This window comes from Chryseobacterium sp. StRB126 (assembly GCF_000829375.1).
Lineage (GTDB): Bacteria > Bacteroidota > Bacteroidia > Flavobacteriales > Weeksellaceae > Chryseobacterium.
The window spans coordinates 3,882,938-3,905,678 of sequence record NZ_AP014624.1 but is presented as its reverse complement, the minus strand read 5'-3'; the positions used below and the strand labels follow the sequence as shown (position 1 = coordinate 3,905,678).

Below are 22,741 nucleotides of genomic sequence, written 5' to 3'. Positions count from 1 at the left end.
GGTTTTTCTGTGAATGATAGCGTATTATCTCCATGAATTCATTCTATAATTTGAAAAATTAACTTTCATATCCTGTATTCTTTCTTCAAGGGCTTTAATTCCGATGTGTAAGTACTGTTCTTTCTCAAACCCGTTCAGGATATGGATAATATCAAATCTGGGGCTTGGTTTAGGAATGGGGACAGACAATTCAATAGTACCGTTTTCCTCAAAAACATAATATTCCCATTCTTTTTTCTCAAATATTTTTCTTTTATTCATGGATAAGGTTAAAAATCAGATACATTAATTTTCTCATTTCCCACCAAACGAGGCTTCTGATGGAGAATGATTTGTTTCAAATATAATTAAATATTGTAATCAAAAAAACAAATTTCAAATACTGCATTTTTTTTGGTAATATTAAAGATGATGGAACGGTAGAAAACAGTAGCCTCAGTACTATTGGCTATGCGAAAGGCATCAAAAAAGAATGGGCGGCGGTAGTGTATTTCTTTTTTAAGCTAGATTAAGCCAATAAATTAAAACTATTAGGTAAAATAAACTCCAAAGCCAGAAGACTTCGGAGCATGGAAAAATCCGGTTAAATATCTTTTAAATGATGGACTGTATATAAGCCTGTCTGATTTTATTTTTTTTGTGTCAATGAAAAATTATCCAGGTAAACTGCCTGATGAACCCCGTTCAATAAAACTTTCAGACCCAAATGGGTATCTTTTTTTATTGAAATATTGAATGATTTTTTATCTCCTGTTATTTTGGAAGGCTTAGCGATTGAAACATATGATTTAGGATCAGAAGTATTGTTGATCGAGAAAATTTCCAAAGTGGTTTCTCCTCCATTATCAGAAATATCAAGAGTAAGCGTATAGTTTCCTTCTTTAATTTTTGGAGTCACTAAATACATATTTTCTCCCGGGCTGTTCATAGAATAAAATATAATCTTTTTGTCACTGGCATAAAGCATGGTCTTTCCACTTGCCTGAGCAGTCCAGCATTTGTTGATATCCTTCCATGTATCAAAATTTTCTACAATTGTAGATTCGGTTTTACATTGTGCTTTTGCAGTTAGAAATCCTCCCATAGTTATTAGCCCTGCTAATACGACTCTTTTCACGTGTTATTTTTATTTATTTTATGTAAAAATAAGCAAAAAAGATTACGCCTAAAACATCCGAGCCAATAGAAGATAAGAGAATTTTAGAAAATAAAGGGAATAGGGATGCCGAGAGTCATTTTGAGTTATATTAATTACAAAAACAAATTGCTTTAAAAACGCAAAGATTTTATACTGTAATTGTAATATTTTAAGGGAGCAAAGATGGAATCAATTTCATTGATTCTATCTAAGCGTACGCACAACCACATCGCTTCATCAGCGACATTGTCGCCTTCTTTTGCTTCCTTAAGATAAAACAGTTGAACCACTCATTCTTTGCGTTTCAAAAAAGAGTTATTCAATAAAGGTTGGGAGCTAGAAGAGGAAAGCTGGAGGTTGCTTTAAGTTAAAGTTAAAGTAATTGGATAGCTATTACAAAAACAAATTGCTTTAAAAACGCAAAGATTTTATACTGTAATTGTAATATTTTAAGGGAGCAAAGATGGAATCAATTTTATTGATTCTATCTAAGCGTACACATAACCACATCGCTTCATCAGCGACATTGTCGCCCTCTTTTGCTTCCTTAAGATAAAACAGTAAAATCACTCATCCTTTGCATTTCAAAAAAAGCTATACAAAGTTTCCTGATTTTGGGGCAATGCAATAAAAACAATTCCGTAAAAATACTCCAAAGCCAAAAGATTTTAATGGATACGTTTTAAAAATTAGCGAACAAGAAAATATATTCCGGCAGCAATTCCGGCATAAGCAACAACGGTAATAATATCAGCTATGGGTTGTGAAAAGCGTTTTTCCGCAATTTTATCACCATTGATCTGGTTCTTGTGGAACTTCAATGTTTTTTTAGCGTTATGAACCGGATGTGCCACGAGGCTGTCGCCTTCCCATTTGTCAACAATTATTTTATAGCTCCTGCCATCAACGTCAATTTTAACATTCTTATTAGAGGTAAGTTTCTCCTGAATATTGATGGGCATAGGTGCTTGTTGAGAATTCATACTTTTAAATTCAGTTGTTGTACTTTCCACTGGTGAAGAAGTCATATTAGCAGAAACTGCGGCCCTTTTAGGTTCTTGCCTGTTGTTGGTTGCTGCATTTGCTTGTTTTTTTACCTGGTAAGTATAGCAACTGGTAAGAGAAAATAATATGATGATGAGATAAAGATTCTTTTGCATTGGTTAAATTTAAGAATTAAACGGAATATTTAGTGTTTTCTTTTGAAATATCCTGTTTTTTTGAGAATAGAGTAGCTGTTTATTGATGTTTTAGGGCATACATTATGGCAATTTGCTTTCTTAGTTTTTTGCTTATATCACTGCTTAAATATAACGCAAAGTTTTTATAATTTAATTGTAATATTTTGAGGAGGCAAAGCAAAGAATCAACTTCATTGATTTTTTTCTAAGTGAACGCATAGCCATATCGCTTCATCAGCGACATTGTCGCTCTCTTTTGCCGCCTTAAGATAAAACGGTAGAATCACTCATTCTTTGCATCTCAAAAAACTGTTCTTTCGTGGCTAAAATATCTCATATTCTTATTCTATGAAATTGAATCATTTAAATAAAAAGATAATCAACCATTTTTTTTGACCAGCATAACTTTCTTCTTCCAGCGCCCAGCTTCAATACAAAAAAGCCTTTCAGTTTTTCTGAAAGGCTTTTTGTATTATTTAAAAATCTCGCTCTGATAAAGGAGGTTATCACTTTCATCAAAGCTTATAATGGTTACCTTATATTGTTTTGCGCTGTCGTTATTGAAGAATTTAATTCTCGGTGGAACATAATCGCTGTCAAATAAATTAGGATTCCAGTAAAGGGTTTCGCGGGTATCATTTTCAATTTTTGCACTCTCATCTATCATTTCAACAAGAAATTCTGAAGGCTTATCATAGCCTTTTATAATGGCTGAATTGTTCTTGGGAGCTTCTTTTCCTTTATTTTTAGACTTCATATTGCCTTTCATGGTATAAATGGCTACGGCATCACCTATTAATCCTGCTCCTTTAAGAATTTTTACCATAGCAATATTGTTGATGGGCAGGGTAGAAATCATACTAGGATCTGTAAGAATTTCATCTAAATAAAGTTTAGCCTGCTGTCCACGAATATAAGGTACGCTTACCCCTGAATTATTTTTTTGGAATGTTAAACCGGCAGCTCTTCCTTGTAGCCAGTCTAATATATTGATGGATCCGTCGGTATGCTGATCTTCATTCACAAAATCAAATATAGTAGAGTTCATAGAACTGAACATTCCGGTGGAAAGTTGTTGGTCCAGTTCTTCTTTGGGATCTTTCTTTTTTCCTACTAATTCAACTTCTTTAATTTGAATATCGGTACTCTCTGTTTTTTTGATATTCTTTTGAGTATTAATTGCTTTGGCAATGGCTGGCGGAAGGGTTTTATTTCCACTGGCTTTTACCAATTTATATTTTGTTTCCGGAAAATTACCGGTAAATGGTGTAGGATTTACTAATGGCTCTGCCGTTACGAATAAATTATCAGCCGTTGATTCTTTATCATCTTTTGAATTAGCAAATAAGGAGACCGTCAAAGGTTCATCATTGCTAAGATTATTTAAATAGACATAGCCGCTTTGATCGGTTTGAAACGGACTGATAATGGGTTCACTTTTCCCTGACTTCAATAATAAAATTACACTAGAATTGAGCATCATAGCATTATTTTTAACAGGCTTTACCTTATACGAAAGGAACTTCTGTGATTTGGTCTTAATGGTTGGTACAGATCCGCTCAATACAGAGTTCCAGTCAAACCTGTTCCATTTTTCAGAAATAAGTAAAGCATCTAGAGCTTCGCTATTGGCTGTTTTAGAAAAATATTGAGCCGGGTTGTCTATTTTGGTAGTAAAATCTCCTGTTAACCAAAGTCCGCTCAGAATATTGTCCTCTTCAGGTTTCTGAGTTCCATCATCCTCACTTACCAAAACCGTATAGTTTTTAAAATAGGATTCCGGAGAAAGATCAATACTATTGAAAGATCTTGGAGTCTGTTTAATGCTCTGGCCTATAATTTCAGCTTTCTCAAGCTTTAAATCGTTGGGTTTAATGAAACACAGCCTTTGGGCAACCAGATTATCCTGATCGTCAAAAATAGCTAATTGAAAAACTCCGTTAGCTCCATTGCTGATTTTAGTAGGAATAAGACTGGAAGCTTCATTGTTTAGCTGTTTAATAGTGGCTTTGTAAGCAAGATGGTTATTGATAGTGCCTACAATTTTATAATTCTGAAGCTGTTGTTTTAAATTAACGCCTTTTAAAGTATATTTAATTCCCTCTTTTGAACTGTTAACCTCTAAATGAAGACCGCTGTCTGCAACCTGTGGAAGATCTATTGTTTTACTTTTCCCGGCATTATCCTGAATGATAACCTGGTATTTTTTTCCTGAAGCAGGAGTTAGCGTAAAAGAGGCCACATTTTTATCAAAAGACTTAAAGGTCGTGATGGAAACATTGGGATTTTGTGCATCTACTATTTTTCCGGACCAGTTTTCCGGCAAAGAAGTATTGCTTGAAAGTCTTACAGCAAATTTTGTAGGCATACCATTAATGAAATTTCCTCCTTCGGGAAAGGCTTTCGCAGACCAGTCGGAACTTTTAGAAACCACTAATGATTCTGTGGAATTGGGGTTGTACACCGGAAAAGATTTAACAATCTGGAATTCTTCGCTAAAGTTGGTCATGTAAGGCGTATAAGCTCTTACAAAATACACCTGTTCCGGAAGGTCTTCTTTCAGCTGAAAGTCTCCGCTGCCTTCACCATTGGTGAGAAGTACAGTTTTCCAGTCTATTAATTTTTTATCAGAATTGTACAATTCTACAAATAGGGTAGTAGATAGTGCAGAACGGTTATATCCATCAAATACAAAGCTTTTGAACCAGATTTTGTCACCTGCAGCATATTGTGATTTGTCGGTAAGGACATATACTTTTTCTTGTTCGTAATTATCCTCAAGACTTGTAATTGCTTTTTCCAGTTTCGTTTGGGCCAATATAGGTTGCACCATGGAAAGAAGCAATACACCGAATATATTTTTCATAGAAATCTTAACGCATTTTAATTCAGCGCTAATTTAATCATTTAAAGATTTGAAAATTGATATTTAGCGGGTTATTTCAAAAGAAAGGAATTAATAATAAATATCTTCAGGATAGGGTTTGTGAACAAGAGAACATTGTTATAATAAAATGACAAATAAAAGTAGCCTATAAAATTTAATAAATATTGAGTCTTTTTATTCTTCCCTCTGTTGGAGGCGGTGCGACGATGTTGTTAGGTGTATTTTTAAATTTCCATATCTTTGACCCTGAAAACTAATATACTAAACAAAAACTCATTACATGCAACCTAAATTACCTTTCCATTTTGATATGGAAACTGCAGATCCCGACGATTCTATGACCCTGGCTATTTTAGCAACCCACCCAAAGGTTTACCTGGCAAGTGTTTCCGTACATCCGGGAGGAACAGACCAGGTTGGCTTTGTACGCCATATTTTACAAATTCTTGATAGGGAAGATGTCCGCATCGGAGCCGGAACTCCCAAGTCCTCTGCCAGCCGCGTTTCTGCGTTTCACCGGGAATGGGTTGGGAGTTTTGAACATTCAGAAGCCGACGATACTGCAGCAAACGTTATGGCAGAAACCCTTCGTCAATTTCCCGGCTGTACTTTGCTAACAGGGGCAGCCCTTACGAATCCGTACGCTTTATTTGAAACCGGGATTTTCTTTGACCGTTGGTTTTGTCAGGGAGGTTTTGCAGGAGATAATATTGTCCCAAAAGAATATCGACTGGAAAAATTTGATGGAAAGAATACTTGTGCAACTTTTAATCTTAATGGTAACCCACTTGCTGCTGAAGCACTCTTTTCGATCCCAATAAGTGAGAGGCGCATGATCAGTAAAAATGTATGCCATGGTGCCATCTTTACCAAAGCAGATGCCGAACTGCTTATTCCTTTTCGCAACCATAACAAAGGTCTTGATCTGTTTCTGGATGCGATAGAACTCAAAGAAAAGGCACTTCACGATACTGTAGCAGCTTTGCTGGCAATTGATCCTTCAAAAGCACTTTGGAAAGAAGTAATTCCCTATAGAAAACGTGGCGAATGGGGTTGTATGGACGCAAAAGAGTATCCGGAGCAGCCGTCGTCATTAATAACGATGTACATTCCGGATTTAACAGATCTTTGGATGGTCATCAAGCCTTAACTTAAGATATACGCTGCAGGAAAAACCAACTAGAGATACAGAATAGAGAAGAAATATAAAAATTATTTATACAATGAAAAATAAAGTATTGGAAGAATTTGATTCCATCATTTTAGATAGTTCTCAAATTAAATATCTTGACGACAGTATTGAGGATGGCCCTTTTTTATTGAATCAATTTCATATAAGAGCCTTTATCAACGGGTTGGAAAAAGAATATCTTTTTTATGATGTTTTGGAAGTGACACAAAATACCCATCCAAAAAACAAGTCCACAACCAACCAGCTGGCTGTAGTGGAGAATAATGATTGGATCTATTCATACAGGCAAATCCGAAGAAGGGGGTATTTAATACCAATTAAGGACTTCTCAGTGTTCAAACACTATATTTTCAATATTGAGGAGTATGAGTTCAATATATTGGCGGAGGGATACCGGATCATCGATAAGTTTTTTGAAATATTCAGAAAATACGAGAACATGAAAAAAATAATTTTATGAAAGCACAACCCGTATTTCCTTTTCTAACGGAAGGGAGTAGAATGCATAGAAACAAGACCGTAGAGTATTATCATAGTTCAAAAAAAGCTTTTACTGCATTAAGTGTATATGATACCAACCAAAAGAGAGCCGTAGAGGTGGGCTTTCTCTTTTATCAAGTTGAAGAATTAAGTCAAAGATTAAAGACCGATCTTCTGTATGATGAGTTGGGGTTGGAACATGATAATCCCATGTTTGAATGTCTGTACTATATTAAACATAGAGAAGGAATCCAAACGTTCATCTTAAGTATGGGAGATAATGTTGCCATCATAAAAGCCCGGTCCGTAGATTTGATAACGGAAGACGTGTATGCTGTAGGATAATCTTGAGTGATTAATACCAATTTCGATTTAAAAATAAATAAAGAGCTTGAAAATTTTATATTCACTGTAAAATATTAATTGGCACTAATAAAAACAGGTATAAAAAAGGGATTAATATTATTCCTCAGATTGTATGGAAGAGAAACTTTATCCTTGAAGATGAAGAATATTTGCTTTATCTCACCCAATACTACCGTAGGGTGCCAAATACAACTACAAGTAGTGTAATTACAACTAAGAGTATCTATAATTCTGATTGGTGTGGATGGAGCGGTAGCTATCTTTGTCTTGTCAAAAAAACTAAAAATACAAGAATATGGATATAAAGAAACTAGGCGATAAAATCGTTCAGGCAAGAAAAGAGAACAGAATGTCCCAGGCACAGCTGGCGCAACTCCTGTTTATCAGTCCACAGGCGGTTGGAAAATGGGAACGCGGAGAATCTGTACCTGATTTTATTACCATTAACCGTCTCTCTGAAATTTTTAATTTGGACCTTAACTATTTTTCAGAGAATACACCCGTTCAAAAAGAAGAATTGGCTATTAAAAATATGGCTAATAGTACTGACGAAACTAAGCAGAAAAATAATGCAGAGGTTGAGTCTTCACATTCTGTAAGTGAACCATTACTCACTGATTTTAGTGGTGGAGCCTTCGTAGGGACAGATTTTGCAGGGGTAAACGCTCCGGAGAGAAAATTTTGGGGAAGTGATCTGAAGGGTGTAGATTTTTCTGAAGCTGATTTAAAGGGTAGTTCTTTTAAGAATAGTGATGTGAGTAATGGTAATTTTGAAAGTGCAGATCTTACAGATTGTGTGCTGTCTAATAATAACCTCTCTGGAACAAACTTTAGCAAAGCTGTTTTGCTTCGAACAGAGTTTTCCTCATCTGATCTTACTCACGCAAGATTTACCGATAACAACTTAATTGATGTAAAGATGACGGGGGGTGATCTGAGAAAAACAATTTTTGAAAACTGCGAATTTGACGGGGTAGATTTTAGCTCTTCAGATATGAGTGGGCTTTGTCTTGATAGACAGCTTTTCATTAATGTAAAGTTTGATAATGCCTGTCTAAAAGGGGTTTCTTTTAAAGGAGCTGCGTTAAAAAATGTTTCTTTCCGATCAACATTTGCCCTTACCAATAGATATTATAAAACCCTTAAAAGTATTGATTTTGAAGGAGCAATGATGGATAAATTAACCTATGCAGCCCTCAAAGGAGCTGGCGTAGATTTGCCTAATGTAATAAAAGTATAAGGCTGTTTACTTCGCGCGATACAGAAAATGCTGATGGCATCTTTAAAAAATATACATTAGAGTAAAAAGATTAACCCAAAAATAAAAGAGTATGTCATTTCAAACCTATATTAAAAACATTGAAGAAAAAACCGGAAAGTCCCGTTCTGATTTTGAAAATTTAGCTGCGGAAAAAGGATTTACTGAAGAAGGGAAAATAAAAAAGGGAGTAAAAGCAACAGAAATAATCAATTGGTTAAAAGAGGATTTTGAACTAGGGCATGGGCATGCTACTGCTATGTATGCCTATATTAACGGAAAGCGTGAATAAAAAAATCTATTTCTATAAAAAATCATAGGCACCTATTTTCCGAAATAAGTGCCTATGATAGTTGATGAACCTGAAAAGATTATTTTCAGATCACTTTTTTATAAGATTGGATTGAAGCTGTATCAATATAATGTTATTCTATCCAAAAATGTCCTGTAGAATAGGTTCTGGCTTTCCCAGCCACAATCACTCTTTCATTTTTGTTTTCACAATAGAGCTGGCCGCCTCTTTCTGATAACTGGCGGGCAAAAAGCTTATCTTTTCCTAATCTTGAAGACCAGAACGGGATAAGAGAACAATGTGCCGAGCCGGTTACAGGATCTTCAAGAATTGAAGCCTGTGGTGTAAAATATCTTGAAACAAAATCACTATCAGTACCTGCAGCAGTTACTACAACCCCTCCCGGATCCAGATTGATAAGGTCTAAAATAGATCTTTCAACTTTAATATTTTTGATGTCTTCTTCAGACTCGTATACCAGAACGTAATCTCTTGATTTGAAAACCTCTTTAGGTTGTATATTCAAGGACTTGGCTATCGTATCCGGAAGAGTAGATGCTTCAGGCATTCTTGACGGAAAATCCATATAATAAAATCCATCTTTTACATCCACTGTCAATTCACCACTTTGGGTTTCAAAAACAATTCTGCTGTTCGGATACTTTAGGATGGAAGCTAAGCAATGTGCGGTAGCAAGGGTAGCATGTCCACATAGATCCATCTCTATTTCAGGGGTAAACCATCTCAGGTGAATGGTATCACCATTATCAATAAAGAACGCTGTTTCTGCCACAGCATTTTCACGGGCTATTTTTAAAAGGGTTTCATCGGGTAACCAATTTTTCAAGGGAACAACACATGCAGGATTTCCATGGAAAATCTCTTCTGTAAACGCATCTATTTGATATAATTCTAACTTCATAATTGAGAAATTTTAGGTTTGTATTAAAGATAATTTATTTTTCGGTGAGTGCCTGGGTCTATGATAGTTTTTGCTTTTTAAACGCTGAAAAACCCTCTGAAGATTCGCTTTTTTCTTTTGTTTTTAAAGAGAATAAGGGATGTTTATTCAATACTTTAATGGTAGGTGATTCAAAATTCCAGCCCATATTTTTCTCAAGAAAATAAAAAACGGCCCCATCATGGCTTGTAATTTCAACAAAATATGTCGGAAATTTGTTCAAAGCATGTCTTACAGGCATAAAGGCAACTTCTTCTATTTGTTCAGCAGGATAAGGCTTTTCGTTAATGATAAGGCCTTCATTGGTTAGAAAAACATGGGCAAGAGGAAGGTTTTTTCTCAGCATGCGATAGTCTGACGAACATACAAATACTAGAAATAAAAAGCATAGAACAGCTGTCATAGCCAAATAAGCAGTATCTTTTTCTTCAGTGAAAAAATAAAGTGATATCGAAACTATTTGAACAAAAATAACAATGAATCCATACCTGAAAAAGAAGAATTCGAAATAACTGGGATTTAATTTTTTCATGAATAAGAGTGTTGGATTTCTACTGCTATGATATTTACTGAGCAGAAAATATATTCCATACTATAAAAATACAAATTTTAGAGGAATTTTTAATCTGAGATTTCTCAGTAATTATACCGCTTAAAATCTTGTTAAGCTATTTGAAAGTAAACATAGGAGTTGGAAGAGGAACGTTTTGAAGTTTATAAAATATAACTGTAATATTGTCAGTGCTTTAATGGAGCTGTATAATGAGACTATGAGGAATGATATGACTAAAAGTAACTTCCAGCCTCCCGCTTCCCTTTTCAAACCTTCTCCAAGTTTTCTTTTTCTGCTATTGATTCTATAAATATCTCTTTTTTTATCTCAGACATGTCGAAAATAAGAATTAATTTTAATAAAGTATTTTAAATACAGGATTGCTGCTATTTCAATGAACTAAATTTCTTGGTAGCAATTGATATAAATTGACATTCATAAAACATTTTGAAAATGATTACATACAATTTTGGTATAGTTGGCTTAGGCGTTATGGGCCGGAATTTATTGCTTAACATGGCTGATAACGGATATGCTGTTGCAGGTTTGGATTTAGATCAGGAAAAAGCAGATTCATTACAGGCGGAAGCTCAAAAAGACCATCATATTTATGCTACTGTTCAGCCGGAAGCCTTTGTAAAATCCCTTGAACAGCCCAGAGCTATTATGCTATTGGTTCCCGCCGGAGCTCCTGTAGATGGTGCTATACAAACTTTGCTTCCATTTTTAGCTCAGGGAGATATTATTATAGATGGCGGAAACACTTATTTTACAGATACAGACAGAAGATATCAGGAACTTTCTTCAAAAGGAATCCATTTTTTCGGGATGGGAATATCAGGAGGAGAAAGTGGTGCGAGAAGAGGGCCAAGCATGATGCCTGGTGGTGATAAAATAGCGTATGAACGTTTGAGACCAATTTTCGAAGCTATTGCGGCTAAGGTAGATGGTGAGCCTTGTGTAGAGTTTTTAGGCAACGGATCTGCCGGGAACTATGTGAAAATGGTACATAATGGGATAGAATATGGAATTATGCAGCTTATTGCAGAGACCTACGATATCATGAAGAATGTTTATCATTTGGATCATGAAACCATACAGCAGTCATTTGAACAATGGAATCAAGAGGAATTAAATTCCTTCCTTATAGAGATTACGGCAGATATCTTAAAGCAAAAAGAAGGAGATAAATATTTGGTAGACCTTATTTCAGATTGGGCAAAATCCAAAGGAACAGGAAAATGGACCTCACAAAATGCTATGGATCTGCAGGTTCCGGTGCCAGTCATTGATGCAGCCGTAAACATGAGAGATATGTCCAAATATAAGCCGGAAAGAATTCAGGCTTCAAAGCTCCTGACCTGGAATAATGATAAGGAAATTAATAATGTTAGTTTAGATCAGCTGAAAAAAGCTCTTTACTTTGCTATTATAACAACCTATGCTCAGGGACTTTCCCAGCTTAAAATAGCTTCAGAGACTTATGGTTATAACCTGCATTTAGAAACGGTGTGCAAAATCTGGAGAGGAGGTTGTATCATTAGAGCTACTTTGCTCGAAGATTTTAGAAAAGCATTCGCAGCACAATCAGATTTACCAAATGTATTGCTTGATAAACAGATTGCTGAAAAGCTAAATACAACACAAAGCAGTATCCGCTATGTTCTGAAAGAGGCCATTCAAAATGGGACACCAGTTTCTGCCTGGATGAATGCATTATCCTATTTTGATGCTTATCGTTCTGAAAACTTACCTACTAACCTTATTCAGGCCCAACGCGATTTCTTTGGGGCACATACTTATGAAAGAATAGATAAAGAAGGCGTTTTCCATACTCGTTGGGAATCATAAAAAATAAATCAAATGAAAAATAATGATAAAAAGCCAACCTCTATCGTCGTTTTTGGAGGAACAGGGGATCTGGCAAAAAGAAAATTATTTCCTGCATTTTTCAATCTGTTTCTGGAAGGCTGGATGCCGGATGATTTTGAGCTTCTTTCGTTGGGAAGAACTGAGCATACACAGGAAGAATTCAGGGCCTATATCTTAGAAAATATCAAAGCTTTTTCGAGGATCAAAAACTTCTCTGAAGACAAATGGAATGCATTCAAAGAAAAAATCAAATTCATAAAGTTTGATATTACACAGGAAGAATCTTTTATCCAATTGAAAAATCAACTCGATTATATTGATACCAATTTAGGAATCAGAGCTAATCGTCTTTTTTACTTATCGGTAGCTCCTAGTTTTATTGAAAAGGTATCGAATAGCCTTAAGAAAAATGGCCTGGCAGAAAATGTAGATCAGGATCGGATGATTATTGAGAAACCTTTTGGGTACGACAAAGAATCGGCGGTGGCTCTTAATACCATGTTAGCACAAACCTTCAAAGAAGAACAGATTTATAGGATAGACCATTATTTGGGAAAAGAAAACGTACAGAATATCCTGGCTTTCCGATTTGGAAACACTATTTTTGAGCCCCTGTGGAATAATAAATATATTGATTCTGTACAGATTACCGTTGCAGAAACAGTAGGCGTTGAAGATAGAGGAGGTTATTATGACGGTTCAGGAGCTTTGCGGGATATGATCCAGAACCATTTAATGCAGATTCTTTGTATGGTAGCCATGGAAGCCCCTACAGAATTTGAATCTACAGAGATCAGAAACCGAAAAGTAGACGTACTGAAAAGTGTAAGAAGAATAAATCCGGAAGATATCAATCACTATACAGTCAGAGCACAATACACGCAGGGAGAAATTGAAGGACAACCTAAACGGGGATATCTGCAGGAACCGGGAGTTAATCCAAACTCAAACACGGAAACGTATGTTGCCATGAAGTTTTATGTTGATAATGAGAGATGGAATGGGGTTCCGTTTTATATGCGTACCGGTAAATCGATGTCAGAAAAAGCATCTTCTGTAATCATCAGTTTTAAAGAAGTTCCTTGTACCACCTTTATGAGTAAGATAAATACATTGCAGCCCAATAAATTAACGATTGATATTCAGCCTGAAATGGATATCAAATTATCATTTATGACCAAAAAATCAGGTCTTGAGATGGAGTTAAAACCTGCTGAAATGGTATTCGATTATTTTGAATGCTCACCAGATACACCGGAAGCTTACGAGACTTTATTATTGGATGCGCTTGATGGGGATTCTACTCTGTTTATGCGTTCAGATCAGGTAGAAGAGGCCTGGGATGTTATCACCAATATCCAGACAGCATGGGAAAAAGGAAACGTTTCAAAAATGTTTACTTATCCTGCGGGAAGTTCAGGGCCGGAAGCAGCAGATGAATTACTGAAGAGACAAGGTCATTACTGGCTTGCTAATTCCCAAGAAATATTGAAAAGTGAAAAAAATGCTTAATATACTACCATCAACAGACGAAATTTTTAAAGAAGCGGCAAGGCTATTTGTAGATGCTGCTAATGAAGCAATAGATCAGAAAGGTTATTTTACAGTTGCCCTAACAGGTGGCTCTTCACCGGAAGGCTTATACAGGCTGTTGTCAGAAGATCAATATAAAAGTCAAATTGATTGGGCTAAAGTTCTGGTTTTTTGGGGTGACGAAAGATGGGTACCTCTGGATAATGAGCTGAGTAATGCTAAAATGTCACAGGAAACTCTTTTGAAAAACGTCCCTGTTCTCTCATCTAATATCTTTCCAATGTTTAAGGAAGGGGTAAAACCTGAGGATTTTGCCTCAGCGTACAATGTTCTTTTGAAAGAAAAACTAGGAGATGGCGGAGTAATGGATCTAGTCCTTCTGGGAATGGGAGGCGATGGGCATACTGCTTCACTGTTTCCAGGTACTGCAGTTCTGGAGGAGAAAGAAAAATGGGTGGCTGCTTATTATCTGGATGCTCAGCAAATGTATAGGATTACCCTTACGGCTCCTTTTTTAAATAAAGCCAGGAAGATCATTGTTCTTACTTTTGGTGATGCGAAAGCTGAAGCTTTGAAGGAAGTTCTGAAAGGAGCATATAACCCTTCATTATATCCTTCACAATTATTAGCACCTGCTCAAGGTGAACTTTTATTTTTGGTTGATGGAAAAGCTGCAAAATATTTGAATGGTACTATTTAATTTTCATAAATAGCAGAGAATATAATTAATCTGAGTTTGGGTTAAGGAAACTAGAATTAAATGCCGGAAGCTGGAAGTTAGTTTCGGGTATAATAACTACATTCACAGTTATCATTAAATACCTTTAAAAAGAGAAAGAAGCTAGTATTGATGGCTTTCATTACTTCCATTTTCTGCCTTCAAACCAGTAATTCTTATTCCGAACGGAGGTTAATTATATACCGTCTAAAAGAAATATCGCAAAAATATGAAAGGGCATAATTGCCCTTTCATATTTTTATTTTGAGCAAAGAGGCATTAGAACAGTCTAGTCTAGACTTAATTTTGTGGTGAATCACCTCAAAAATAACCAATTGAAATTATTATAAGGATTTAGTATTTAGCGCTGTATCTGCAATCTTTGTAAGGAGCTTATCGCATTTTTTTTCCTCACTCAGGGTTGCCAGAAGGTTTTTGAGGGAAACATTCTCTTTTAGAACTTTTGCATAAGCAGCAAGGGTTCCATAGGTTGCAATTTCATAGTGTTCTACCTTTTGTGCAGCAGCGATGATTCCTGTATCTCTTACAGGTCCGGATTGGGTTTCTTTCATGATGTTTTTGCCCTCGTCAAGAAGACCTTGCATGGCATCGCATTTTTTGGCTTGTGCTCTTTTCTTCAGAGATTTAAAACATTCTTCAAGCCTTTTTACATGAATTTCTGTTTCTCTGAGGTGATTTTCAATAGCCATTTTAAGCTTTTTGTCTGTTGCATTCTTATACATTTTAGGTAATGCTCTTACCAATGCTTTTTCTGCCCAGTAAATGTTTTTCAGTCCATCTTCAAACAGGTCTTTCAATCCTTTGGCTGCATTTTTCTTTGCTGGGGTTTTCACTGTTTTTTTTGCAGAAACCGATTTAGCAGGTGCTTTTTTTGCTGCTGTTTTCTTTGTTACATTTTTTGTTGCCATAATACTTAGATTTAGTGTGATTGCTTTAGCAGCTATACTGCTAGACCGTTTAATAAACTAATTATTTTGCCGGTCATCTCTTTTTAATTCCCTTTCCACTTCATCAACCTCAGTTAAAGGAAGAAGAAAAGTATTTTCAATATAGCTGCGGATGCTTTCATCCGTTTTATTATTTATCTTTCTGATAAAAAGCTGATTGCTGGATTTCAGAGATTCTATATATTTCAGTATATCCTGTTTATTCTGAAAAATTGACTTCTCAAATAATAGTGCCCTTTTATCATCATTTACAATAATATCATTAAATGATGTATTCATAAGAACGGTCTGGAAAAATGATTCGGCAGGCAAAAAGGTATGAAGATAATAATCTTCAAAATCCATTACTTTTTTATTGTTTGTTAAGAAAGCACAGGTTTCTCTTGTAAATATAAACCATTTTCCTCCAATATAGGGAGTTACCCCTTTCATAAATTCTCTTTTATAAATGAATGAGGAGATGATATAGGCTAATTCGGTGAAATGATTTTGTATTCTTTTCAGGGTATCCGGTCTGTAAAATTTCTGGTCGTAATAGAACAGATAATTCCGGCCTTTATTCACTGTAAGGAATTTACGTATAATGGATTGGGATTTAAGAGGATAATCTTCACCACTAAGATTGATGAAATAATCCCATTCCCGACTTACATTTAAAAGGAATTCCATGGCATTAAGCTCTGCCTGGATCATACTGAAGCCTCCTGAAACAATATTCAGGCTATCTAAAATAAAAACATTGGGAAATTGTACTATGTAGAGCTGTATCTCTTCCGTGAAGGCCGGTTGAGCCTTTCTGTCAATATGAATAAGATAGAACTGGTCTTTTGTGTAAATTTTCTGAAACATCTCCTTGAATACATGAGGTTTATGATGTATCATAATAAAATAGGCAATCTTTATATGCGGTGTTGCATATGATTCCAGGGTTTGGGTTTGGGTCTGAGGTAGGGGAAAAGCTGTTTGCATTTTGGGAAGCTTAAAATCATCCGCATCTGCAAACAATTCGATTGACGTGCGGAAGATATGAATAATTTTTTGATAATCAGCTAATTAAATGTGGTTTTGTTTGTTTTTTTTATCGTAGGTTTGCATTTATAAAACAGGTCACTGCCTTTGCTATTCTGTAATAGTTTAAAATCACAATTTTCTTTTCCAGTTTTGCTTTTTCAGCTACCATTTATAATCTTGATTTCATGATTGAAACGCAGAAGATTATAAAAGTCCTACCATCAATAGGAGCGATATGTTATTGCTGGTCATAAACAATATTGGATAATATTGCTACAGATAAAGCAAGCAAAACGATAAACCGGAAAAGTACTCTTTATTTGTTTATCCTGATACCAACTCAAATTCTGATAAACAGATTTGCTTACCAACTACCGGAAGACCGGAATTTATAATGAGCTTTAAAAACTTAAACTTAATCAATCCCATTGTTCGTGCTGTAACGGAAGCTGGATATTCCAAGCCTACGGAAATACAGAGTGCTGCAATTCCACATATTCTGGCAGGAAGGGATATCATAGCATGTGCACAAACCGGAACCGGGAAAACTGCAGCATTTGCTATGCCTATACTACAGTTACTGAAAAGACATAATCCTGAACATCAAGAAATCCGTACCCTAATTCTCACTCCAACCCGAGAATTGGCCATACAAATAGAAGAAAATTTTAGCATTTACAGCAAATATCTGCCCTTATCCCAACTTTCTGTTTTTGGAGGAGTTTCAATAGGGGGACAGCTTGCTGCTCTGAGAAAAAGAGTAGATATTCTTGTAGCAACTCCCGGAAGATTACTGGATTTGGTGAATCAAAGACATATTGATCTTTCTAAACTTGAAATATTGGTTTTGGATGAAGCAGACAGAATGCTTGATATGGGGTTCATAAATGATGTGAAAAAAGTTTTAAATTTAATTCCCCGTAAAAGACAAACACTGTTTTTTTCTGCAACCATGCCGGTAAGTATAAAGAAATTTGCAGAAACCATTCTGAATAATCCTGTAGGGGTTACTGTAACACCAGTTTCTTCAACAGCACAAACAGTAAAGCAATCTGTATATTTTGTAGAGAAAAAAGATAAAACAGATCTGTTGATAGATATCCTGCAGGAAAAAAATACTACTAGATCATTAGTTTTCACCCGTACTAAACATGTTGCAAATAAACTTGTTCAACAGTTAGAGGATGTGGGGATTTTTGCAGCAGCTATTCATGGAAATAAATCGCAGGCAGCAAGGCAAAATGCACTGGATGATTTTAAAAGCAGCAGAATTAATGTATTGGTGGCTACAGATATTGCCGCCAGAGGAATTGATATAGATGATCTTCCTAATGTTGTTAATTATGAACTTCCTAATATCCCGGAAACCTATGTTCACCGGATTGGAAGAACAGGAAGGGCAGGAGCAGAAGGTACTGCCATTTCGTTTTGCGATACAGATGAGCGTGTGGATCTTAAAAATATTCAAAAGCTGATCGGATTTACAGTGCCGGTCAGATCATTTTATAAATAAAGTCTGTAGCGTTTACAGAACATAATATTCAAATTTTAATAATAATTACAATGCAACAAGGCACCGTAAAATTTTTCAATGAAGCAAAAGGCTTCGGATTTATTACTCCTTCAGATGGAAGTAAGGACATATTTGTACATTCTTCAGGGTTGAGCATAAGTTCAATTCGTGAAAACGATAAAGTCGTTTTTGATGTACAAAAAAGTGACAAGGGCTTAAATGCTGTCAACGTAAAATTGGCATAATTTAAACTTGATTGTAGATATTTCAAAAGATAATTTTTTGCAATTCCAGTTTCATAATTTTATATTTTTTAACAAATAATATATCCAGACAAATAGGTATGGATATATTATTTGAACGGACATTACTATAAATACATTACTTTTTATTTCCATAATGTTCATTGACCTCTTACTTGTTTGTAAGAGGTTTTTAAAGATTTTGAAAAGAAGAGATCTCATGAGTTTGGTATTGAGTTATTCAGTAACAAGATAATTAAACACCAACATATACGTTTATAAGGAAGAAGAACACCATATGATTATTATCAACAATTTTATTGAATATAAAGCTCTTGAAGGCAAAATGATTGGGGTTTCTGCCTGGCATACGATAGATCAGACTCAGATTAACAGATTTGCAGAAGCCACCTTAGATTATCAGTGGATTCACACAGATAAAGAAAAAGCAGAAAAGGAAGGCCCTTTTAAATCCACTATAGCTCATGGTTATTTAACATTATCACTGATTCCTTATCTCTGGAAACAAATTGCAGAGGTGAGAAATGTAAAAATGGAAATCAATTACGGAATTGAGAATCTTAAATTTGGACAGGCAGTTCCTGTGAATAGTGAGGTGAGACTACAAGCTACAGTAAAATCTGTGACAGATCTCAGAGGAACCGTAAAAGTAGTGGTGGAAGCAAAACTTCTAATAAAAGGCCATGCTAAACCGGCCTATGCAGGAGATGTTATTTTTCTTTACCATTTCATATAGAATCATAATGATCTAATCTTACCACAAAATAATGTTCGATTGTTTTTTGTGCTTCTTTGCACAGTAATGAAAGGTCATTCTTGGAGGTGTTCTCGAAACTAAAATCATCATGAGTTTCCACGATATATTCGGTGACGATTTCAATATTCATTATATCGAGTTCTGTTACATCGGTTTCCAGTCTATGTTCCTCTTTAAAAAAAGGAATTTTATGGAAAATAGTATCGTTAAACCGAAAAAGATGTATTGTTTTCACTGCAAAAATATTTAATAAGATGAAAATTTAGTTTGAGGTTTATTTTGGAAGCTTATCTTTCATTTTCCTACTGATCCATCTTTTAGACAAGGTACGTTTTGATGGCAGTGGGTACATACCGCCTGAAAGGATATATAATAAACTGTTCCAAAAATTATTTTTTCTGTAGAATTCATGACTATAGTTGGTTAATACTTTTAAGTATTCATGTTCATATTCCTTTGCTTCCTGTAATGTGTAATTTTTCGGAATATCTTTAATAATATCCATCGTAGTTTGGTTAAAGATTTTTGGCGAGTATTTTTCTATAAAGTCCAATTCAAGTCTGCATATACTAATAAGTGGAATCAGTAAAGAAAAAATTTCATCATAAAAATGGCAAATAGTTACTTTCCATGATAATCTTTCTTCTTTTGGTAAAACCTGAGTAGCCAGTTGGATGAGTTTTTTATGGCTCACCTCCAGCTCATGCATATAGATTTTGTTTTGCTGCCAGAATATAGATGCATTGATTTTATCTTTTTTAAGAATGTTCTCCAGTATATATTCAAACTGCATTCTAATATATTTTATGTTCTCGCTCAGGTTCTCTAAAACAGACTGCCACAGATTATGCTGGCTTAAGCTGCAATATGTACTGAATACCAATCTTGATCTGTTAGTAAGCTGCTGTAATTCTTTTAACATCCTAAGAATTTCCGTAGCATCCCTTTCTAGGGTGATATTGGTATTTCTAATATAGAATAAAACAACAAACTGTGAGTAATAGGCTCTTCTTGAAATATTTTTTTTATTTCTGAGCCCCAATTTGCTCTTTGGATGCTTAGTTAGTGTTTTCATCAGAGTTTTATTGTAAATCATTTTTTTTGATAATCCCTTTTTCAAAAGATTTTTGTTGTATGATAAGAGAAATAAGATATTGTCTTAAATCTTTGATCGTGATATTTTTTTCTGCAAAAGAAAAAAATAGTGGAGTTTCATCTAAAAGGTCATACAGTTCAGGAAATTCTTTTTGAATTTCAACTGTTTTTTTAAATATCTTTTTTGTTAGAATTGATATGGTATCTACATTATTCATAGCCGCTTTTTATTATTGTTACTATCATCTTAAAGCGTTTATTTCCTTTTACAGAGTGAGATTTATGGGCGGGAATGATAATGCATTCACCTTCTTCCATAAAATAAGAAGCTCCGTCTATAATGATTTCTGCTTTACCTTCAATGATCTGTACAACAGTATCAAAAGGAGAAATTTTTTCGGGTAATCCTTCTTTGTCATCAAACGATAAAGCACTGATATTGCCGGTTAGCTTTTCCAGTATGGTCTTGCTGACTACAGAATTCGGAATGTATTCTACAATCTGACTGGTAATATATACTTTTGATTTTTCAAGTTCTTTATGATTCATCGCAACTTTTTAAGTATAAAGACTAGACAGGTATTGTAAATAAAAGGGACAGAACTGTCTAATATCCCATCCCTTTTTCCAGTTAAAGCCTGTAATAAATATGTCTTTATCATAGATTTTAACTGTCTTTGAAAACAATTTATGAAAGATTAATTTCTTTGATAATATTGAGAACCTCTTCACGGTTTTTTCTTAATCTGTTTCCGATTCTTTCAATCATTTCCTTTTCTTTACCTTCTTCAAACTTCAGATCATAGTCCGTTAATGTTGAGAATTTTTCTTTCAGCTGTTTAGACTGTTCATTCCAGTCTCCGGGAATTTTGAAAGATTTATCGCCTTTATTGTGGTTTGTGTCCATAAGGTGGATTTTAATGTAACGTCATTGCTACAGTACAAAGTTGGGTGTTTCATCATCTATTGTATTACAGATTGTTTCTTTTATGTTGCACATATCACACTTTTACAAAATACCAGCTTGTTTTGAGCATCTGAAATACGGTTGTTCTGTTTGATGGTTCTGATGAAGTAGTGGAAGTTATTGAGCCCTAGGAAAAAAACTAACTTAAAATACTGCTATATAATTCTAAATAAGTGATTGATTATTTGTATCTTGCTGAACAACTACATTGAGCTGGTGATCCGGACTTTCAGTTCCTGCATGTTCTCTTCTTTTCATTATTTAATATTTCCGGTATATTATTATTTCTAATCTGCTTCAAATCATTAATAAGACTGTTTTGAAAAGGAAAATATAGAACTCTTGATTTCCTCCAAAGGACAATTCAATTGTAAATTATTAATGTTTTTATGAATATAAAAAAATATTTATGGATGTGGACGTTTTTGGTTCCTATCCTGGCGTGGCTCTCTTATGTTGGAAATTCTGTTTTTTCTTCAGGGTATTACTCTGTGATTCTTGCTTTATTTTTGATAGGAAGTGTGTTGGCTGCAGTATATCATTCTGAAGTCATTGCCCATCGTTTGGGGGAGCCATTCGGAACTTTACTTCTGGCATTTGCCATTACAGTTATAGAAGTAGGACTTATTATTTCTATCATGATGGGAGCAAAAGGTTTAGAAACCATCACCCTCGCCAGAGATACGGTTTTTGCAGCAGTAATGATAATTCTTACCGGAATCATTGGAAGCTGCATTATAATAGGCTCTTTAAGATATAGGGAACAAAGCTTTACACTACAAGGAGTAAGTACTGCATTGATTACACTTACCTCTGTTATTATTTTTGTACTTATTCTGCCCAATTATACGGTAAGTCATCTTGGAGGTGAATATACGTCCTTCCAATTGCTTTTTATCGCCTTAATTTCTTTAGGACTTTATCTCGGATTTACCATGATCCAAACGTTTAGACACCGAAGCTTTTTCATTTCTCCACAAAACAAACTATCTAAAAATGAGCCTGCACAAAATAGTCATGAAATGATTTCCCGAAAACAATTGTATATCAGCTGTATATTATTAATCTTGTCTCTGGGAATAGTCGTTTTACTGGCAAAGCTTCTTTCAAAGGATGTGGAACATATCGTTGTTTCGGTTGGTGCTCCAAGGTCTCTTGTAGGTATCATTATTGCTGGTATTGTTCTCCTTCCGGAAGGGTTGGCTGCATTCAGAGCTGCAAAAAGTGATGAAATTCAAACTTCATTAAATCTGGCTTTTGGTTCTGCTTTAGCAAGTATAGGGCTAAGTATTCCTGCGATTGCCATTATATCTGTAATAACCGGCATAAGAATGTCATTAGGGATAGATATCAAATCAACAATACTTTTAGGACTATCGCTTTTTATTATTACCGTCTCACTGGCAACGGGCAGAACCAATATCATGCAGGGAATTGTACTGATCGCTATTTTTTTAATTTACCTTTTTATTACGATCGTTCCATAAACTACTGTGTATTAATGTATAAATAACCCGAGTTCGGGATCATAAAATTAAGGATAATAGGCTGGAAGTTACTATCGGAGCTATAATTTCTGACGTTGCGGTAAAATTTGATGAAGCAGTCTTTAAAAAAATCATAAATTACAGGGTTGTAAGTGTTTTTTTTAACCCCGGCTCACTTCCCTCTCCCTGCTCCAGGCTTCCTTCCTTACTAAAAACAGAAATGTCTTATCCCGAACTCAGGTTAAATAA

At 35.0% G+C, this 22,741-nt stretch carries 26 protein-coding genes; 13 read left to right on the top strand and 13 right to left on the bottom strand.

Features of this window, described 5'->3' with window-relative positions; genetic code table 11:
* Positions 1-24 precede the first annotated feature (24 nt).
* Positions 25-261: a hypothetical protein gene (locus tag CHSO_RS17665; protein WP_045498875.1), complete on the bottom strand. Its 237-nt coding sequence runs from the start codon at positions 259-261 to the stop codon at positions 25-27.
* Between the two features lie 92 nt (positions 262-353).
* Here CHSO_RS17665 and CHSO_RS26665 point away from each other — a divergent pair, with 92 nt between their 5' ends.
* Complete coding sequence (locus CHSO_RS26665) at positions 354-512, top strand: 5-fold beta-flower protein (protein WP_410493409.1); 159 nt, start codon at positions 354-356, stop codon at positions 510-512.
* A gap of 116 nt (positions 513-628) precedes the next feature.
* On the opposite strand, the gene CHSO_RS17660 is transcribed toward CHSO_RS26665, so the two are convergent.
* The 3 genes from CHSO_RS17660 to CHSO_RS17650 all read right to left on the bottom strand — a co-directional run bounded on the left by CHSO_RS17660 (position 629) and on the right by CHSO_RS17650 (position 5,185).
* The gene (locus CHSO_RS17660) at positions 629-1,117 is read right to left on the bottom strand and encodes a hypothetical protein (RefSeq protein ID WP_144428961.1); all 489 of its coding nucleotides are present in this window, start codon (positions 1,115-1,117) and stop codon (positions 629-631) included.
* 710 nt (positions 1,118-1,827) lie between these two features.
* On the bottom strand, positions 1,828-2,298 hold the full coding sequence (locus CHSO_RS17655; RefSeq protein ID WP_045498868.1) for a hypothetical protein: 471 nt from the start codon (positions 2,296-2,298) through the stop codon (positions 1,828-1,830).
* Positions 2,299-2,791: 493 nt separating this feature from the next.
* On the bottom strand, positions 2,792-5,185 hold the full coding sequence (locus CHSO_RS17650) for a hypothetical protein (RefSeq protein WP_045498865.1): 2,394 nt from the start codon (positions 5,183-5,185) through the stop codon (positions 2,792-2,794).
* 301 nt (positions 5,186-5,486) lie between these two features.
* Here CHSO_RS17650 and CHSO_RS17645 point away from each other — a divergent pair, with 301 nt between their 5' ends.
* The 5 genes from CHSO_RS17645 (at position 5,487) to CHSO_RS17625 (ending at position 8,794) form a co-directional block, all read left to right on the top strand.
* Positions 5,487-6,356 (top strand): nucleoside hydrolase, encoded by an 870-nt coding sequence (locus CHSO_RS17645; protein WP_084221021.1) that lies wholly within the window; start codon positions 5,487-5,489, stop codon positions 6,354-6,356.
* Between the two features lie 73 nt (positions 6,357-6,429).
* Positions 6,430-6,858 carry a hypothetical protein gene (locus tag CHSO_RS17640; RefSeq protein ID WP_045498862.1) on the top strand — a complete coding sequence of 143 codons (429 nt, stop codon included), beginning with the start codon at positions 6,430-6,432 and terminating at the stop codon, positions 6,856-6,858.
* The gene (locus CHSO_RS17635; protein ID WP_045498859.1) at positions 6,855-7,223 is read left to right on the top strand and encodes a hypothetical protein; all 369 of its coding nucleotides are present in this window, start codon (positions 6,855-6,857) and stop codon (positions 7,221-7,223) included. The genes CHSO_RS17640 and CHSO_RS17635 overlap by 4 nt, the downstream gene beginning before the upstream one ends.
* A 316-nt stretch (positions 7,224-7,539) precedes the next feature.
* Positions 7,540-8,484, top strand: a complete 945-nt coding sequence (locus CHSO_RS17630; protein ID WP_045498856.1) for a pentapeptide repeat-containing protein — start codon at positions 7,540-7,542, stop codon at positions 8,482-8,484.
* Positions 8,485-8,575: 91 nt separating this feature from the next.
* Positions 8,576-8,794 (top strand): DUF4287 domain-containing protein, encoded by a 219-nt coding sequence (locus CHSO_RS17625; RefSeq protein ID WP_045498853.1) that lies wholly within the window; start codon positions 8,576-8,578, stop codon positions 8,792-8,794.
* A 133-nt stretch (positions 8,795-8,927) separates the two neighbouring features.
* On the opposite strand, the gene CHSO_RS17620 is transcribed toward CHSO_RS17625, so the two are convergent.
* Both CHSO_RS17620 and CHSO_RS25700 read right to left on the bottom strand, forming a co-directional pair.
* Positions 8,928-9,716 (bottom strand): PhzF family phenazine biosynthesis protein, encoded by a 789-nt coding sequence (locus CHSO_RS17620; protein WP_045498850.1) that lies wholly within the window; start codon positions 9,714-9,716, stop codon positions 8,928-8,930.
* A 58-nt stretch (positions 9,717-9,774) separates the two neighbouring features.
* A complete protein-coding gene (locus CHSO_RS25700; RefSeq protein ID WP_144428960.1) occupies positions 9,775-10,287 on the bottom strand; it encodes a hypothetical protein in 513 nt (170 codons plus the stop codon).
* Between the two features lie 474 nt (positions 10,288-10,761).
* On the opposite strand from CHSO_RS25700, the gene gndA reads away from it, so the two are divergent.
* Genes gndA through pgl form a run of 3 tightly spaced genes read left to right on the top strand, consistent with a single transcriptional unit; the run spans position 10,762 to position 14,413 of the window.
* A complete protein-coding gene (gene gndA, locus CHSO_RS17610; RefSeq protein WP_045498844.1) occupies positions 10,762-12,159 on the top strand; it encodes an NADP-dependent phosphogluconate dehydrogenase in 1,398 nt (465 codons plus the stop codon).
* Positions 12,160-12,171: 12 nt separating this feature from the next.
* Positions 12,172-13,692 carry a glucose-6-phosphate dehydrogenase gene (gene zwf, locus CHSO_RS17605; protein ID WP_045498831.1) on the top strand — a complete coding sequence of 507 codons (1,521 nt, stop codon included), beginning with the start codon at positions 12,172-12,174 and terminating at the stop codon, positions 13,690-13,692.
* Complete coding sequence (gene pgl / locus CHSO_RS17600; RefSeq protein WP_045498828.1) at positions 13,685-14,413, top strand: 6-phosphogluconolactonase; 729 nt, start codon at positions 13,685-13,687, stop codon at positions 14,411-14,413. The genes zwf and pgl overlap by 8 nt, the downstream gene beginning before the upstream one ends.
* Before the next feature lie 362 nt (positions 14,414-14,775).
* On the opposite strand, the gene CHSO_RS17595 is transcribed toward pgl, so the two are convergent.
* Both CHSO_RS17595 and CHSO_RS17590 read right to left on the bottom strand, forming a co-directional pair.
* Positions 14,776-15,360 (bottom strand): ferritin-like domain-containing protein, encoded by a 585-nt coding sequence (locus tag CHSO_RS17595; protein ID WP_045498825.1) that lies wholly within the window; start codon positions 15,358-15,360, stop codon positions 14,776-14,778.
* Positions 15,361-15,417: 57 nt separating this feature from the next.
* A complete protein-coding gene (locus tag CHSO_RS17590; RefSeq protein ID WP_045498822.1) occupies positions 15,418-16,368 on the bottom strand; it encodes a beta-1,6-N-acetylglucosaminyltransferase in 951 nt (316 codons plus the stop codon).
* Positions 16,369-16,804: 436 nt separating this feature from the next.
* On the opposite strand from CHSO_RS17590, the gene CHSO_RS17585 reads away from it, so the two are divergent.
* The 3 genes from CHSO_RS17585 (at position 16,805) to CHSO_RS17575 (ending at position 18,922) form a co-directional block, all read left to right on the top strand.
* Positions 16,805-17,923 (top strand): DEAD/DEAH box helicase, encoded by a 1,119-nt coding sequence (locus CHSO_RS17585; protein ID WP_045498819.1) that lies wholly within the window; start codon positions 16,805-16,807, stop codon positions 17,921-17,923.
* A 50-nt stretch (positions 17,924-17,973) separates the two neighbouring features.
* The gene (locus CHSO_RS17580) at positions 17,974-18,168 is read left to right on the top strand and encodes a cold-shock protein (RefSeq protein ID WP_045498816.1); all 195 of its coding nucleotides are present in this window, start codon (positions 17,974-17,976) and stop codon (positions 18,166-18,168) included.
* 295 nt (positions 18,169-18,463) lie between these two features.
* A complete protein-coding gene (locus CHSO_RS17575; RefSeq protein WP_045498813.1) occupies positions 18,464-18,922 on the top strand; it encodes a MaoC family dehydratase in 459 nt (152 codons plus the stop codon).
* Here CHSO_RS17575 and CHSO_RS17570 read toward each other — a convergent pair.
* The 5 genes from CHSO_RS17570 to CHSO_RS17550 form a co-directional block, all read right to left on the bottom strand.
* Positions 18,915-19,178 carry a hypothetical protein gene (locus CHSO_RS17570; protein WP_045498810.1) on the bottom strand — a complete coding sequence of 88 codons (264 nt, stop codon included), beginning with the start codon at positions 19,176-19,178 and terminating at the stop codon, positions 18,915-18,917. The two genes, CHSO_RS17575 and CHSO_RS17570, sit on opposite strands and share 8 nt — an antisense overlap.
* A 39-nt stretch (positions 19,179-19,217) precedes the next feature.
* On the bottom strand, positions 19,218-20,018 hold the full coding sequence (locus CHSO_RS17565) for a hypothetical protein (RefSeq protein ID WP_144428959.1): 801 nt from the start codon (positions 20,016-20,018) through the stop codon (positions 19,218-19,220).
* A 7-nt stretch (positions 20,019-20,025) separates the two neighbouring features.
* Positions 20,026-20,256, bottom strand: coding sequence for a hypothetical protein (locus CHSO_RS17560; protein ID WP_045498804.1), 231 nt, complete (start codon positions 20,254-20,256; stop codon positions 20,026-20,028).
* The gene (locus tag CHSO_RS17555) at positions 20,249-20,587 is read right to left on the bottom strand and encodes a cupin domain-containing protein (RefSeq protein ID WP_045498792.1); all 339 of its coding nucleotides are present in this window, start codon (positions 20,585-20,587) and stop codon (positions 20,249-20,251) included. Before CHSO_RS17555 ends, CHSO_RS17560 begins: the two co-directional genes overlap by 8 nt.
* 139 nt (positions 20,588-20,726) lie before the next feature.
* Entirely contained in the window at positions 20,727-20,945 is a 219-nt protein-coding gene (locus tag CHSO_RS17550) for a hypothetical protein (protein WP_045498790.1), read from the bottom strand.
* Positions 20,946-21,394: 449 nt separating this feature from the next.
* On the opposite strand from CHSO_RS17550, the gene CHSO_RS17545 reads away from it, so the two are divergent.
* On the top strand, positions 21,395-22,492 hold the full coding sequence (locus tag CHSO_RS17545) for a calcium:proton antiporter (RefSeq protein ID WP_045498788.1): 1,098 nt from the start codon (positions 21,395-21,397) through the stop codon (positions 22,490-22,492).
* Positions 22,493-22,741: the final 249 nt, after the last annotated feature.